Genomic DNA, 14,524 nt, shown 5'->3' with positions numbered 1-14,524 from the left:
GGATGCTCTCGTCAGATGGCCAGCGACTTCAGCTTGCGGCGGCGGCCGTAGATCAGGGTGGCCAGGCCACGCGACACGGTCACCGCGGTGAACACCGAGGTCGCGATGCCGATCACCATGGTGATCGCGAAGCCCTTCAGCGGACCGGTACCGAAGGCGTACAGGGCCACGCCGGCCAGCAGTGCGGTCATGTTGGAGTCGAAAATGGTGCCCGAGGCTTTCTCGTAGCCGGTCGCGATGGACGCCAGCGGCGGCACGCCCGCCCTCAGTTCCTCGCGTATGCGCTCGTTGATCAGCACGTTGGCGTCCACCGACATGCCGATGGTCAGCGCCAGGCCGGCGAAGCCGGGCAGCGTCATCGTCGCGCCGAACAGCGACATCACCGCGACCACCATCACCAGGTTGAGCAGCAACGCGATGCAGGTGATCAGGCCGAACATGCGGTAGTACACCAGGAAGAACGCCAGCGCGAAGATGAAGGAGTACACCACCGCCTTGGTGCCGCGGGCGACGTTCTCGGCACCCAGGCTGGGGCCGACCACGCGTTCCTCGATGAAATCCATCGGGGCGGCCAGCGAACCGGCACGCAGCAGCTTGGCGAGGTTCTCGGCCTCGGTCTTCTCCAGGCCGGTGGTCTGGAAGTTCTTGCCGAAGACACCGGCGATGCGGGTCGGCGACAGCGCCTCCTCACGGACGCGCACGCTGCGCACTTCCTTGCCGTCCACCATCGTCACGGTGGGCACGCGCTCGATGTAGACCACCGACATCAGCTTGCCGACGTTGGCGCTGGTGTAGTCGAACATGCGCTGCCCGGCGATGTTGTTGAGGGTCACGTCGACGGCCGGCAGGCCGTTGTTGTCGGTACCCACGCGGGCGTTGACCATCTCGTCGCCGGACGCCAGCACGCGCTTGTTGAGCAGCACCGGGCCGCCGTTGTCGCGCAACTGGTAGACCTTGGCCTCCGGCGGGATGCGACCACTGGCCACGGCGTCGGCGGCACTGCCTTCCACCACGGCGCGGAACTCGAGCGTGGCCGTCGCGCCGATCAGGCGCTTGGCCTCGGCGGTGTCCTGCACACCGGGCAGCTGCACGACGACGCGGTCGTTGCCCTGGCGCTGGATGATGGGTTCGGCCACGCCGATCTCGTTGACACGGTTGCGCAGCGTGGTCAGGTTCTGCTCGATCGCCTCGCTGGCGATCTGGTCCAGCTCCGCCTGCGGCAGGCCGATGGTGATCTGCTGGCCCGAGGCCTGGTAGGTCAGGCCCGAGCCGGTCGCCAGCGTGCCGGCGTTGTTGCCGCGCGAGCTGAGCGTCTGCGCCAGCGCCTGCTGCGCCGCCGCCACGTCCTCATCGTCGGCCAGCGTGACCATGATGCTGTTGTTCGGGCGGCGTTCGACCGATGTGTAGCGGATGCGCTTGTCGCGCAGCGTGACGCGGGTATCTTCCAGATAGCCCTCGACGCGCTTGTCCAGCGCGGCCTTCTGGTCGACCTGCATCACGAAGTGCACGCCGCCCTGCAGGTCCAGGCCCTGCACCATCGGGCGCGCGCCCAGCTTGCCCAGCCAGTCCGGCACGGTGGACGCCAGGTTCAGCGCCACCAGGTAGTCCTCGCCCAGCGCCTGGCGCAGCGCGTCGTTGGCCTTGGTCTGTTCGTCCAGGCCCGGCAGGCGCACCAGCATGGTGGTGCCGTCGACCTCGATCTGCTTCGGCTTCACGCCAGCGTTCGTCAGCGCGGTCTCGATGCGGGCGCGCAGCGCGTCGTCGACGGTGAAACCGCGGTTGGCGGTGATCTGCACGGAGGGATCCTGCGGATACAGGTTGGGCAGCGCATACAGCGCGCTCGCCAACACGACGATCAGGATCAGGACGTATTTCCAGCGTGGGAATTCAAGCATCGTGGCGACCCGCGCAGGCCCTTCCCGGGCATGCGCTCAGCAGTGGTTCGGAAACAGCGGAATGCGTCCGGCGCACAGGCGACGGGACGCGAGAAACGGATCAGGCGGACTTCAGCGTGCCCTTCGGCAGCACGTTGCCCACGGCGGCCTTCTGCACGCGCACGCGCACGTTGTCGGCCACTTCCAGGGTGACGAAGTTGTCGCCGATGTCGGTGACCGTGCCGGCGATGCCGCCCGAGGTGATCACTTCGTCGCCCTTGGACAGCTTGTCCAGCATGGAGCGGTGCTCCTTGGCGCGCTTCATCTGCGGGCGGATCATCAGGAAGTACATGATGGCGATCAGGGCGATCGGCATCAGCAGGCCGAAGCCGCCCATGCCCTGCTGGGCCGGCGCGGCCTGGGCGAGAACGGGGGCAACGAGGAAATCAAGCAGATTCATGGACTTGTCCATTCGGTATGAAAAGCAGCCGGGGATTATGCCACGCGACGGGAAGGCCCGCCCGGGCGCCCCCATCGGCCCGGACCGGAAAAGACCGCATCGGCGCCGGTTGGTTCCCGGCCTGCGGTCTCGACCTGCCCCGCAGAGGACTTCGCCTCCGCCACGAAGCCTGTAGGAGCGCCCCATGGGCGCGATGCTCTTCCGGACGGCCGAGGGAGCGCATCGCGGGCATGGCCCGCTCCTACATAAAGCGTCTGACGGCGTGCGGCCCGGTATCCCGGCTAAAGGGCGAGGTCGATCCCGCGGGCTGCGTAGAAAGCGGCCCGGAAGTCGGCGAACCGCCCTTCCGCGATCGCCGCACGCATCTGCGCCATTACCTGCTGGTAGTACCAGAGGTTGTGCAGGGTGCCCAGCATCGGCGCCAGCATCTCGTTGCAGCGGTCCAGATGGCGCAGGTAGCTGCGGGTGAAGCCGTTGCGGCAAGCGTAGCAGCCGCAGCCCGGCTCGATCGGCTGCAGGTCGTGCTCGTACTTCGAGTTGCGGATCCGCACCGTACCGAACGAGGTGAAGTAATGGCCGTTGCGCGCGTTGCGGGTCGGCATGACGCAATCGAACATGTCCACGCCGCGCGCGACCGCCTCCACCAGGTCTTCCGGCCGGCCCACCCCCATCAGGTAGCGCGGCTGGTCCGCCGGCAGCTGCGGGCAGGTGTGTTCGAGCGTCGTGTTGCGCTCCTGTTCGGTCTCGCCCACGGCCAGGCCGCCGATCGCATAACCGTCGAAACCGATCGCCTTCAGACCCTCCGCGGAGCGGGTACGCAGATCGTGGTGCACCCCGCCCTGCATGATGCCGAACAACGCGGCGTCGTTGCCCTCATGGGCGCGCTTCGAGCGCTCGGCCCAGCGCAGCGACAGCTCCATCGAACGCTCGATCACGCGTGGATCCACGGGCTTTCCATCGATGTTCACCGGCGGGCACTCGTCGAAGATCATCACGATGTCCGAGCCCAGCACGCGCTGGATGTTCATGCTCTCTTCGGGCCCGAGGAATACCTTGCTGCCGTCCACCGGCGAGGCGAACGTCACGCCCTGCTCGGTGATCTTGCGCCGGTGCGCCAGCGAGAACACCTGGAAACCGCCGGAGTCCGTGAGGATCGGCTTGTTCCACCGGGCGAACCCGTGCAGGCCGCCGTGCGCACCGATCACGTCCAGTCCGGGCCGCAGGTACAGATGGAAGGTGTTGCCGAGGATGATCTCGGCGCCGAGGTCCTCGACATGCTCGGGCAGGATGCCTTTCACGGAGCCGTAGGTGCCCACCGGCATGAACGCCGGCGTCTCGATGGTGCCGCGCGGGAACGTCAGCCGGCCGCGACGGGCGGCGCCTTCGGTGGTCAACAGGTCGAAGGACATGCGGCTCATGCGGCCACCCTGCCACGCGCCCCATACCCGTCATTCCGGCGAAAGCCGGAATCCATTTGGCTGTTGGTGTTGCGGTCGGAAGCCAAAATCAAGATGGTTTCCGGCTTTCGCCGGAATGACGATCCGATTTCTGACGCGGAACGGTCACGATTCACCTGGCATCCTCCGGAAACAGCAGCATCGCGTCTCCATACGAAAAGAACCGGTACTGCTCGCGCACCGCGTGGGCATACGCCGCCATGATGCGGTCCTTGCCGGCGAACGCACTGACCAGCATCAGCAGCGTGCTTTCCGGTAAATGGAAATTGGTGACCATCGCATCGACGCTGCGGATGCGGTAGCCGGGGAAGATGAAGATCTGGGTCTCGCCGGCGAAAGGTTGAAGTTCCCCGTCACGCATGGCGGACTCCAGCGCGCGCACGACGGTGGTGCCCACGGCGATGACGCGACCACCGCGGGCGCGGGTCGCGCGCACCTGCTCGACCAGCGCGGCACCGACGTTGAGCCACTCGCTGTGCATGTGATGTTCGAGGATATTGTCCACGCGCATCGGCTGGAAGGTGCCGGCGCCGACATGCAGGGTCACGTGGCCGAACTCCACGCCCTGGTCGCGCAATGCCGACAGCAGCGCGTCGTCGAAATGCAGGCCGGCAGTCGGCGCCGCCACCGCGCCGAGTTCGCGCGCGAACACGGTCTGGTAGCGCTCGTCGTCGTCCTGCCCCGGCGCACGCTGGATGTAGGGCGGCAGCGGCAACCGACCCGCCTTCTGCAGCCAGCTTTCGAGCGCGCCCGGCACGTGGAAGCGCAGCTGGTAGAACTCGCCATCGCGCCCGACCACCTCCGCTTCGCCGCCGGCATCCAGCTGGATGCGGCTGCCCGGCTTGGGCGACTTGCTGGCGCCGACCTGCGCGCGCGCCGCGTTTTCCGGCAGCAGGCGTTCGATCAGGATCTCGACGCGCCCACCGCTTTCCTTCTGGCCGAACAGGCGCGCCGGGATCACGCGCGTGTCGTTGAACACCAGCAGGTCGCCCGGCCGCAGGAATTCCGGCAGATCGCGCACGTGCCGATCAGTGAACTGCGCATCGCCGGGCGGCACCACCAGCAGCCGGCTGGCGGAACGCTCCGGCAGCGGCGACTGGGCGATCAATGCGTCGGGCAGGTCGAAATGGAAGTCGGACTTCTTCACGGTCGGGGCCTTGCGGGGGCGTGCATTGTACGGGAGCCCGCCGGGCCGCCCCGTCGTCAGCGCTCGAACTTGGTCGACAGCACGATCGACGACGTGGTCCGCTCCACGCCCTCGAGCGCACCGATGCGGTCGGTCAGCAGATCCATGTCCCCGACGCTGGGCACCGCACCGATGGCGATCAGGTCGTGGCTGCCACTGACCGAGTGCAGCACGCGCAGCTCCGGCATCGCGCGCAGGGCCGCGACCACCGAGGTCATCTGCTTGGGGTGCACGGCGATCATGATGTGCGCGCGCAGGTGGCTGCGGTCGTATTCGTCGTGCACGCGCACGGTGTAGCCGCTGATCACGCCCTCGCGCTCCAGGCGCTCGATCCGGCTCTGCACCGTGGTCCGCGACAGGCTCAGGCGGCGCGCGATCTGGGCGGTGGAGGCCCGTGCGTTCTCACGGAGCATTGAGAGCAGTTGCTGGTCGGCGTCGGTGAGCTTCATTGAACAGGCACGATTCGGCGAATCGACGAAATATCCCCTAAATCCGCGCAGTTCACAACTGTCAAATGACGAATTATTCCCGATAATACGGGTTTGCCGCTTGCTGCCGGAGGATTCCCATGGCCCTGACCGACCACCTCGCCCCGCTCCGCGCCCACAAGGGCCAGCGCCTGACCCAAGGCCTGGACGACGCCACCATCGAGCGCCTGGCCAAGGGCCACCCGGACCTGGTCGCCGCCATCGAGGCCGCCGCAGCCGAGCACGCCCGCCTGCAGGACGAGTTCGCCGAACTGCTGGCGATGGACGAAGCCGAGCAGCTGCGCGCGGTGCAGGCCGGCTATGTCAACTTCTACGCCGACGACGCCATCAACCCCTATATCGCCCTCGCCGCCCGCGGCCCCTGGGTGGTCACGCTCAACGGCGCCGTGCTGTACGACGCCGGCGGCTACGGCATGCTCGGCTTCGGCCACACCCCGGCCGCCGTGCTGGAGGCGATGGCCCGCCCGCAGGTGATGGCCAACATCATGACGCCCAGCCTGTCGCAGCTGCGCTTCGACCGCGCCTTGCGCAACGAGATCGGCCATACCCGCGGCGGCTGTCCGTTCGCGAAGTTCCTGTGCCTGAACTCGGGTTCCGAGTCCGTCGGCCTGGCCGCGCGCATCGCCGACATCAACAGCAAGCTGATGACCGATCCGGACGGCCGTCACGCCGGCCGCATCATCAAGCGCATCGTGGTGAGGGGCAGCTTCCACGGCCGTACCGAACGCCCGGCGCTGTATTCGGATTCCTCGCGCAAGTCCTACCAGCAGCACCTGGCCAGCTACCGCGGCGAGGACTCGGTCATCGCCATCCCGCCGTACGACGTGGACGCGCTGAAGCAGGCCTTCGCTGATGCCGAGGCCAAGGGCTGGTTCGTCGAAGCCGTGTTCCTGGAACCGGTGATGGGCGAAGGCGACCCGGGCCGCTCGGTACCCCCGGCGTTCTACACCGCCGCGCGCGAGCTGACCCGCAGCCACGGCAGCCTGTTCCTGGTCGACTCGATCCAGGCCGGCCTGCGTGCGCACGGCGTGCTGTCGATCGTCGACTATCCGGGCTTCGAGGGCCTGGATGCGCCGGACATGGAAACCTATTCCAAGGCGCTGAACGCCGCGCAGTACCCGCTGTCGGTGCTGGCCGTGAACGAGCGCGCCGCCGGCCTGTACCGCAAGGGCGTGTACGGCAACACCATGACCACCAACCCGCGTGCGCTGGACGTGGCCTGCGCCACGCTGGCCCAGCTGACCCCGCAGGTGCGCGAGAACATCCGCAAGCGCGGCGTCGAAGCCGTGCAGAAGCTGCAGCAGTTGCAGGGCGAACTCGGCGGCCTGATCACCAACGTGCAGGGCACCGGCCTGCTGTTCTCGTGCGAACTGTCGCCGGCGTTCAAGTGTTACGGCACCGGCTCCACCGAGGAATGGCTGCGCCAGCAGGGCCTGAACGTCATCCACGGCGGTGCCAACTCGCTGCGCTTCACGCCTCACTTCGCGATGGATGGCGAAGAGCTGGACCTGCTGGTCGGCATGGTCGGCAAGGCGCTGCGCGAAGGTCCGCGCATCAGCCAGGCCGCGGCCGCCTGATCGACGCCGCTGGCGCAACGAAAAAGGCGAGCCTTTGCTCGCCTTTTTCTTTTCTCTCCGAGGAACGTCGACCCGACCTGTTCGCTCACAGCGTGCGATGGCGGGCCTGGGCCCGCCCTACGGCTTCGCGACGAAACGGTCCAGCGATTCACGGATCAGCGCCTTCGCTTCCTTCGCATCGCCGTAGCCGTTGAGCTGCACCGGATTGCGGCCCTTCGGCAGGTCCTTGTAGACGTGGAAGAACGCTTCGATGCGCTGGCGCTCGATCTCCGGCAGGTCGGCGATGTCGCGGATGGTGGCGTAGGTCGGATCGACCTTGTCGGTCGGCACGCCGATGATCTTCTCGTCGTGCTCGCCCGCATCGATCATGCGCAGCACGCCGATCGGGCGGAACTTCACCAGCACGCCGGGATGCAGCGGCTCGCGCGTCAGCACGAGCGCATCGAGCGGGTCACCATCGCCGGCCAGCGTGCGCGGCATCGAGCCGTAGTTGGCGGGATACGCCACCGGCATCGACTGGAAGCGGTCCACGTAGACCAGACCCTCGTCGTTGATCTCGTACTTGGTGAAACTGCCGGCGGGGATCTCCACGGCCAGCAACACTTCCTCCGGCGCGGCCTTCGGCTGCTCGGCGAGAAACGGGTGGCGGATGTGGGCTTCACGGGCGGACGCGTTCGCGCAGAAAAGAAGCAAGGCGACAGCGGCAACGTGCTTCATGCTCGACTCCTTGTAGGGGGACACCGTAGAGCGGATCTTGCTCCGCTGCTTTTGTAGAGGGTCGGCGATACGTGAGAACAGCAGCCGAGCAAGCTCGGCTCTACAACGACGGGTCATTCCCAGCACCGGTCGGCCCGCCCCTTCAGGGTTTCGGCGCGCGTGCAGGCGCGTTCGTCGATGCGATCTTCATCGCGCTCGACCAGTTGCTTGCCCCTCTCCCCGCCGTCAACGAGATCGAACGCGTCGTACAAGCGCCCCGTCGCCGTACGCGCTTCATAACGCAGGCGCGGACCGTCGAAGCGCAGCACCTGGAACAGCTGCGTATCCTCGGCGACCGGCCGCATCGTCCTGCGCGCTTCATCCGACAGCCGGTACTGCTTGGCGCCGGTCACCGACACCACGAACACCGGTGGCGGGCTCTTCAGGCGGCCATAGACGTGGTCGTGCCCCTGCAGCACCAGATCGACCTTGTGCTTGCGGATCACCGGCAGCAGGTGCTTGCGCAGCGGCACGTTGTCGCGCCCTTCGCGCGGCGAGAAGAACGGCTGGTGCGTCAGCACGATGCTCCAGCGATGCGGGTTCGAGGCCAGCGCCTGGTCCAGCCAGGCGGCCTGCGCCTTCGCGGTGCCGAGGTCCAGCGCGGACGTCCCGTCGATGACGACCACGCGCACGTCCTGGTAGTCGAACCAGTATGTGGTCCGCTTCGCCTTCGCCAGACCATTGCCCGGCAGCGCAAAGGTCACCGGCCAGTGCGCGCCCAGCACGCGACGCTCCTGCGGGGTGTCCTCGAACTCCTCGAAGTATTCGTGGTTGCCCGGCGCCGGCGCGACGACCAGCGAGGTCGGCAGCACCTCGTTCGCCTCGAACCACTCGCCCCACTCGTTGTCGTCCTCGCCATCGCCGCCGCTGACCAGATCGCCGGCGTACAGCGCCAGCCGTGCGTCGGGCGCATGGCGCATCGCCTCGCGCACGACGCGGGTGGTCAGGCTGACGTTCTTGTTCTGGGTGTCGCCGAAGTAGATCAGCGTCAGCGGATCCGATGCCTTGGCGGCGGTCCGCGTGTGGTGCCAGGCGCTCCACGTCCGGTCGCCCTGCACACGCCAGGCGTACAGCGTGTCGGGCTGGAGGCCGTCGACGTCGGCACGGTGATGGTGCGCGCTGCCGTTCTCCGTCTTCAGCGCGGCGCTGGTGGCGGTGATGCGGCGCGGCTCGCCCATGTCCGGCGAATCGCCGGCGACGACGATCTCCAGCAACGGTGCATCGACCTTCGCATCGGTACGCCACGCCACCGCGAAGCCGGTGCCCGCATCCTGCACCGGCGACGCCACGATGCGGTCGGGGAATCCGCTCGGCGCATAACGCAGCACGCCATGCGGCACGCGGGTGTTCGGCTCCGGCTGGCGCGGCGCCGCCTCCTGCGCGAGCGTCGTCGCGCAGCTGCCCAGCAACAGCACGGCCAGCAACCACTTCATTCCCACATTCCCTGCGTACTTCATTCGGCGCGGCACTCCGGCAGCGACAGCGCCTTTGCGATGTCGCGCCAGTCGAACGCGGCCACCGCCTGGTCATCGTCGACCGCATAGAACGCGCCCTGCGGGAAGCGCGCGTCGGCGCTCTGGTCCAGCCACACGCCGTCGGTGTTCGCGGTGCGGTTGCCAGCGAACGCGCCCTTGTAGTCCAGCGTCAGCCGGTCGAACACATGGAACACGCTGCGGTCCTTGAACTGATCGGTCGCGATCCAGTAGCCGGTACCGCCCGCGCACTGCGCCAGCGCCATGCCCTCGGCCTGCGCCTTGAACAGGTCCGCGCCGATGTCGCGGCCACGATACGCACCGTCCAGGCCGTACTCGCGTAGGCGCGTGCCGACCGCGACATCCTCTTCGGCCAGCAGCAGGCGGTCGTTGGCGGCATCGCCGAACACCGACTCCGCGATGCGGATCGCGCCGGCTTCGCCCGTATCACCGAACGTGCCCGCGAGCGCCGCCTTCCAGCCGCCCTCGGCCCGCTGCAGAAGGTAGCGCTTGAAGCGCTGGCCGAGTTCGGCCAGCGGGGGCGGCACATCCTCGTTCTGTGGCGACATGTAGTTGTCGCTGACGATGACCTCGTACGCATCCTTCTGCGGGCGCACCCACAGGCCGTACGGCTGTTTCAGCTCGTCGGCACCGAATACGAGAAGTGGCGTGAAGTCCGGCAGCTGGAAGACCTGCACGCGCCGGTTGTCGCGCTCGACCACCAGCACCAGATCGTCGATCACGGCGATGCCGTTGGGGCGCTGCATCTGTCCAAGCTCCGGGCCCGGGCCGGACGCCGTGCGCAGCTGCTTGCCGGTGCTGCCGTCGTACACGACCAAGCGGTGGGTGTCCTTCGCGGTGGCGATCAGCCAGCGCGTGCCATCGGCTGCGCGCCAGCTGGCCGGAGAGTCGACGTTCTCCGCCGGCGTCGCTGCGGTGATGAAAGCCTCGGGCACCACGACGTGCGCGATCTTCGCCTCGCTCAGCAGCGGATCCTTCTCGACATGTTCGTCCGGCTCTTTTTCGCGCGCCGGCATCTCGATCGCCGTGGCGCCCGCAACCGGCGCATCGGGTTTGCCGCCGCACGCGGCAAGCAGGAAAGGAATCGCAAGCAAGGCAATGCGTGATTTCACTGGGGTCCCCATGACATGAAGGCGTCAACAAACTGCCATGTTCTACGCAGCCGCGATGACATTTTCATGTCAGTGCGCTGCGCGCGAGTACCTGTCACCGCGCGGGAACCTGGCTGTCATGTGGTCGCCATGTGACGTGATTACAAAGTGCCGTTTACTTTCGTCACGGGGACGACACACGATGAAACGCAATGCCTCGGCCGCTTCGCTTTCGCAGGCGCTGTTCTGCGCGGCCCTGCTGCCGGCCAGCCTCGCCGCCACCGCCCAGAACCAGGCGCCGGACGCCGGCACCACCGGCGATCCCAAGCAACTGGACACCGTGGTGGTGCAGGCCGAGATCGCCTACCGCGACCGTACCGACGACATCGCACCCACGCTGGTCTACGACCTGGAGTACTTCCAGCGCTTCGAGCCGAACACCGTCGGCGACATGCTCAAGCGCGTGCCGGGTGTCGGCTTCGTCGGCTCGGACATCATGGAGTACGACGGCGTGCAGCTGCGCGGCCTGGGCGGTGGCTACACGCAGGTGCTGATCAACGGCAAGAAAGTGCCCGGCGCCGGTGACGACCGCTCGTTCTACGTCGACCGCATCCCTGCAGAAATGGTCGACCACATCGAGATCAAGCGCAGTGCCAGCGCCAACCGCAGCGGCGACGCCATGGCCGGCGCCATCAACATCGTGCTGCGCGACGCGTACGAATTCACCGGCAGCTACATCCGCCTCGGCGTGAACCGCTGGGACGATGGCGAGATCAACCCGACCTTCGGCGCGGTGACCTCGTCTGAGGCGCTGGGCGGCCGCCTGCTGGCCGGCATCAACGTGCAGGACCGCTACCGCGCCAAGACCAAGCGTTCCGACCGCTTCACCGACAACACGCAGGAAGAGAAGGTCAGCTGGGAAGACCAGACCGAGGTGAAGGACGGCCGCGACTACTCGGCCAACCTGTCCTACACCGCCGACGTGGGCGATACCGGCCGCTTCAGCCTCGATGCCTTCTACGTCAAGACCGATCGCGACGTGACCGAAGTGTCGTTCGAGGAAGAGCTGGACGACGACGAAACCATCAACCTGCGCGTCCCCGGCCGGGACCCGTACGACCAGAAGAACTACGGCATTGGGGCCGAATACAGGTTCGACATGGCCGGCGGCCGTACCGAGGTGAGCGTGGACCATGCGCGCTTCGAGAATTCGCAGGCCACCACCGAGGGCGAACAGGTCTACGTCAGCGGTGCGGAGAACTGGGACGACACGTGGAGCATCCCGGCCGACGCCGAGTGGGACGAGACCGTCTACAGCGCCGAATCCGTGACCGCCAAGGATGCCGAAACCGGCTTCAGGCTGAGCCATGCGCGCCCGGTGGGCGGCGCCGAGCTGGAGTTCGGCGTGGACTACCGCACCAAGAAGCGCGAAGGCCTTCTGGTGGGCTATGAGTGGGAAGCCGAAGAGGAAGGCGAAACTCCCGCATCCCTCGCGGACTACCAACTGGACGGCAGCGTGGCTTCGGTGATCGAGGAAAAGCGCCTTGACCCGTACATCATGCTCAGCAGCAAGGGCGACGCCTTCTCGTGGGAGGCCGGCCTGCGTTACGAGACCACCAAGTCCGACGTGGAGTACCTGGAGGACGAGGAAAGCGAAGGCCGCGTCAGCAAGGACTACAACGAGTTGCTGCCGTCGGTGAACCTGCGCTGGAACCTGGGCGATGCGGACCGCATCAGCCTGTCGCTGGCCAGGACCATCAAGCGACCGAACTTCAACGAGCTGCTGCCGGCGCTGCTGGACGGCGAGTTCGGCGACAACGACTACATCGGCAATCCCGAGCTGGACCCGGAGACCGCCAACGGCCTGGACCTTGGCTTCGAGCACCGCCTCGGCCGCAAGGGCGTGGTCGGGCTGAACTTCTTCTACCGCGACGTCAAGGACCTCATCGAGATCGTCAACACCGGCGAGCCCAGCGAAGAGATGCAGGACGTGTGGGACGAGCTGATCGAGGACGGCGACGCCGTCGACCTCGCCGATGCGATGGCGCAGGAACCGGCCTCGAGCTTCCTGTACACCTCGGCCAATGTCGGCGACGGCAAGGTCTACGGCGTCGAGTTCGACGTCTCCACGCCGCTGTCGGCCATCGGCCTGGACAACACCGGCGTGTTCGCCAACTACTCGTGGGTGAAGTCCAGGGTCGATGATTTCCTGGGCGAACGCCGCTTCAACGACCAGGCCAAGTCGGTCTACAACGTCGGCTTCATCCACGACATCCCGAGCTGGGGCGCGAGCTTCGGTGCGACCTACCGCAAGCAGGGCGACGCCTACACGCGCCTGCTGGCCGAGGAAGTGCTCATCCGCTATGGCGGCGAACTGGACGTCTTCGTCGAGAAGCGCTTCGGTACCAGCTTGTCCGTGCGCCTGAGCGCCAACAATCTGCTGGATGCCAGCAAGGACGAGTTCTTCGACAAGTTCGACACGCTGCAGGACCAGATGGACCGCGACTACGACGAGTACGAGCTGGAAACCGAAGAAGCCGGTCCGAGCTACCAGCTGGTCATGCGCTGGGCGTTCTGATCCGGAACCGTCCGGACGCGATGGAGAAGCCGGCGAATGCCGGCTTCTCTTTGTCCGATCGCGGCGTTTGATGCAGACTTCCCGCATCTCCCGTCGCCCTGACCCGCCATGAAAACCGTCGAAGTCCGCCACCCCCTCGTGCAGCACAAGATCGGCCTGCTGCGCAACGCGAGCCTCAACACCAAGGATTTCCGCGAGCTGGTCACCGAACTCGGCACGCTGCTCGCCTACGAGGCGACCGCCGATCTCGAACTGACGACCGAGACGATGGCCGGCTGGGCCGGCCCGGTGCAGGTGAAGAAGATCGCCGGCGCCAAGATCACCCTGGTGCCGATCCTGCGCGCCGGTCTGGGCATGCTGCCGGGCGTACTGGCACTGATCCCCACCGCGCGCGTCAGCGTGGTCGGCCTGCAGCGCGATGAGGAGACGCTGCAGCCGGTGCCCTACTTCGAGAAGCTGACCGGTCGGCTGGAAGAGCGCGACGCGCTGATCCTCGACCCGATGCTGGCCACCGGCGGCACGCTGATCGCCACCATCGACATGTTGAAGCGCGCCGGCGCGAAGCGGATCAAGGGCATCTTCCTCGTCGCCGCGCCGGAAGGCCTGAAGGCGCTGGAGGCCGCGCATCCCGATGTCGAGGTCTACACCGCTGCCATCGACGAGCGCCTCAACGACAAGGGTTACATCCTGCCCGGTCTGGGCGATGCGGGCGACCGCATCTTCGGCACGCGGATCGGCTGAGGTCGTTCGTAGACTCGAGCTTGCTCGACTCCATCGCGACTCCGATCTCATCCCAGCAAGGTGCAGCGGAGCAAGCTCCGCTCTACGCGCTCCAGAAGCAGCCCATCGCGTCGAGCTTGCTCGACTCCATCATGACCCTGACCTGCCCGGGTAGAGAGCAGCGGAGCAAGCTCCGCTCTACAGGGTGGGGCGTCATTCCTCACAGATCTTCGTCACCGCTAATCCAGGTGCAATACCAGTACGGGTAATCCGCCAGCCGGGCGACCAACCCTCGACGGAGTGGATTGGCGACCAGGTAACGCGCCTGCGCGGCCAGGTCCTCATCATTCCGGATCCGATGATCGTAGTAGCCGGCCTGCCAGACCGGACCACAGGATGCGCAAGCCTGATTGATTCCACGAGCGACGCGCGACTTGAACGCCTGCACGGACGACCCCAAAGCACCTTGTCGCAGCTGGAACAGCCAGTGGACGTGATCCGGCATGACAACCCAGGCGATGTTCCCGACCCGTTGCTCAGCCTCGCAGCGGGCTAACTCCTGCATCGTCAAGGCGGCGTTGCCTGCGTCGGCCAGCAAAGGCGCTCGTCCACGGATGACTGACGTGACCGCGTAGATGGCACGACTGGAGGAATGGCGGCCGATCATGAGGCGAGGACTTGGCATGCGCTTTATCGTGCGCTGCCCGGCTCCCCATCCATTTCGGAGAACCTGTGGCCGGGTTGTCGGGTTTCTCCATCGGAAGAAACGAGCGCTTCAATCCGGCGTAGAGTCGAGCTTGCTCGACTCCTCCGTCGTTCCGCCCCCTGCCGGGCAAGAGCAAAG

12 protein-coding genes are annotated in these 14,524 nt (G+C 66.7%); 3 read left to right on the top strand and 9 right to left on the bottom strand.

Annotated features, from left to right (window positions below; translation table 11 throughout):
• Nucleotides 1-11: 11 nt before the first annotated feature.
• The 5 genes from secD to ACGHX3_RS05350 all read right to left on the bottom strand — a co-directional run bounded on the left by secD (nt 12) and on the right by ACGHX3_RS05350 (nt 5,426).
• On the bottom strand, nt 12-1,895 hold the full coding sequence (gene secD / locus ACGHX3_RS05370) for a protein translocase subunit SecD (RefSeq protein ID WP_162339329.1): 1,884 nt from the start codon (nt 1,893-1,895) through the stop codon (nt 12-14).
• A gap of 100 nt (nt 1,896-1,995) precedes the next feature.
• Nucleotides 1,996-2,334, bottom strand: coding sequence for a preprotein translocase subunit YajC (gene yajC, locus ACGHX3_RS05365; protein ID WP_162339328.1), 339 nt, complete (start codon nt 2,332-2,334; stop codon nt 1,996-1,998).
• A 281-nt stretch (nt 2,335-2,615) separates the two neighbouring features.
• Entirely contained in the window at nt 2,616-3,752 is a 1,137-nt protein-coding gene (tgt, locus tag ACGHX3_RS05360; protein ID WP_394696655.1) for a tRNA guanosine(34) transglycosylase Tgt, read from the bottom strand.
• A 151-nt stretch (nt 3,753-3,903) separates the two neighbouring features.
• The gene (queA, locus tag ACGHX3_RS05355; protein ID WP_394696654.1) at nt 3,904-4,938 is read right to left on the bottom strand and encodes a tRNA preQ1(34) S-adenosylmethionine ribosyltransferase-isomerase QueA; all 1,035 of its coding nucleotides are present in this window, start codon (nt 4,936-4,938) and stop codon (nt 3,904-3,906) included.
• Between the two features lie 56 nt (nt 4,939-4,994).
• On the bottom strand, nt 4,995-5,426 hold the full coding sequence (locus ACGHX3_RS05350) for an Lrp/AsnC family transcriptional regulator (protein ID WP_162339324.1): 432 nt from the start codon (nt 5,424-5,426) through the stop codon (nt 4,995-4,997).
• A gap of 119 nt (nt 5,427-5,545) precedes the next feature.
• Between ACGHX3_RS05350 and ACGHX3_RS05345 the strand changes: the two genes are divergently transcribed.
• Nucleotides 5,546-7,042, top strand: a complete 1,497-nt coding sequence (locus ACGHX3_RS05345) for an aminotransferase class III-fold pyridoxal phosphate-dependent enzyme (RefSeq protein ID WP_394696653.1) — start codon at nt 5,546-5,548, stop codon at nt 7,040-7,042.
• A gap of 117 nt (nt 7,043-7,159) precedes the next feature.
• Here ACGHX3_RS05345 and ACGHX3_RS05340 read toward each other — a convergent pair whose 3' ends face one another.
• The 3 genes from ACGHX3_RS05340 to ACGHX3_RS05330 all read right to left on the bottom strand — a co-directional run bounded on the left by ACGHX3_RS05340 (nt 7,160) and on the right by ACGHX3_RS05330 (nt 10,307).
• Nucleotides 7,160-7,759: an inorganic diphosphatase gene (locus ACGHX3_RS05340; RefSeq protein WP_394696652.1), complete on the bottom strand. Its 600-nt coding sequence runs from the start codon at nt 7,757-7,759 to the stop codon at nt 7,160-7,162.
• A 113-nt stretch (nt 7,760-7,872) separates the two neighbouring features.
• Nucleotides 7,873-9,255, bottom strand: coding sequence for a metallophosphoesterase (locus ACGHX3_RS05335; protein ID WP_394696651.1), 1,383 nt, complete (start codon nt 9,253-9,255; stop codon nt 7,873-7,875).
• A complete protein-coding gene (locus ACGHX3_RS05330; RefSeq protein WP_394697244.1) occupies nt 9,252-10,307 on the bottom strand; it encodes a phytase in 1,056 nt (351 codons plus the stop codon). Before ACGHX3_RS05330 ends, ACGHX3_RS05335 begins: the two co-directional genes overlap by 4 nt.
• 277 nt (nt 10,308-10,584) lie before the next feature.
• On the opposite strand from ACGHX3_RS05330, the gene ACGHX3_RS05325 reads away from it, so the two are divergent.
• Nucleotides 10,585-12,960, top strand: coding sequence for a TonB-dependent receptor plug domain-containing protein (locus ACGHX3_RS05325; RefSeq protein ID WP_394696650.1), 2,376 nt, complete (start codon nt 10,585-10,587; stop codon nt 12,958-12,960).
• Between the two features lie 108 nt (nt 12,961-13,068).
• On the top strand, nt 13,069-13,701 hold the full coding sequence (gene upp, locus ACGHX3_RS05320) for a uracil phosphoribosyltransferase (protein ID WP_394696649.1): 633 nt from the start codon (nt 13,069-13,071) through the stop codon (nt 13,699-13,701).
• 199 nt (nt 13,702-13,900) lie between these two features.
• Here the strand turns inward: upp and ACGHX3_RS05315 are convergent, their stop codons facing one another.
• Complete coding sequence (locus ACGHX3_RS05315) at nt 13,901-14,347, bottom strand: REP-associated tyrosine transposase (protein WP_394696648.1); 447 nt, start codon at nt 14,345-14,347, stop codon at nt 13,901-13,903.
• Nucleotides 14,348-14,524 lie beyond the last annotated feature (177 nt).

Source organism: Pseudoxanthomonas japonensis, assembly GCF_043632995.1.
GTDB lineage: Bacteria > Pseudomonadota > Gammaproteobacteria > Xanthomonadales > Xanthomonadaceae > Pseudoxanthomonas_A > Pseudoxanthomonas_A japonensis.
Note: the sequence above shows the minus strand (reverse complement) of the source record. Positions and strands in the feature narration are given on the sequence as shown.

Coding starts and splice junctions, on each gene's coding strand:
- secD (WP_162339329.1), bottom strand. CDS start 1,895: ATGCTTGAATTCCCACGCTGGAAATACGTCCTGATCCTGATCGTCGTG.
- yajC (WP_162339328.1), bottom strand. CDS start 2,334: ATGAATCTGCTTGATTTCCTCGTTGCCCCCGTTCTCGCCCAGGCCGCG.
- tgt (WP_394696655.1), bottom strand. CDS start 3,752: ATGAGCCGCATGTCCTTCGACCTGTTGACCACCGAAGGCGCCGCCCGT.
- ACGHX3_RS05350 (WP_162339324.1), bottom strand. CDS start 5,426: ATGAAGCTCACCGACGCCGACCAGCAACTGCTCTCAATGCTCCGTGAG.
- ACGHX3_RS05345 (WP_394696653.1), top strand. CDS start 5,546: ATGGCCCTGACCGACCACCTCGCCCCGCTCCGCGCCCACAAGGGCCAG.
- ACGHX3_RS05340 (WP_394696652.1), bottom strand. CDS start 7,759: ATGAAGCACGTTGCCGCTGTCGCCTTGCTTCTTTTCTGCGCGAACGCG.
- ACGHX3_RS05335 (WP_394696651.1), bottom strand. CDS start 9,255: ATGAAGTACGCAGGGAATGTGGGAATGAAGTGGTTGCTGGCCGTGCTG.
- ACGHX3_RS05330 (WP_394697244.1), bottom strand. CDS start 10,307: ATGCCGGCGCGCGAAAAAGAGCCGGACGAACATGTCGAGAAGGATCCG.
- ACGHX3_RS05325 (WP_394696650.1), top strand. CDS start 10,585: ATGAAACGCAATGCCTCGGCCGCTTCGCTTTCGCAGGCGCTGTTCTGC.
- upp (WP_394696649.1), top strand. CDS start 13,069: ATGAAAACCGTCGAAGTCCGCCACCCCCTCGTGCAGCACAAGATCGGC.
- ACGHX3_RS05315 (WP_394696648.1), bottom strand. CDS start 14,347: ATGATCGGCCGCCATTCCTCCAGTCGTGCCATCTACGCGGTCACGTCA.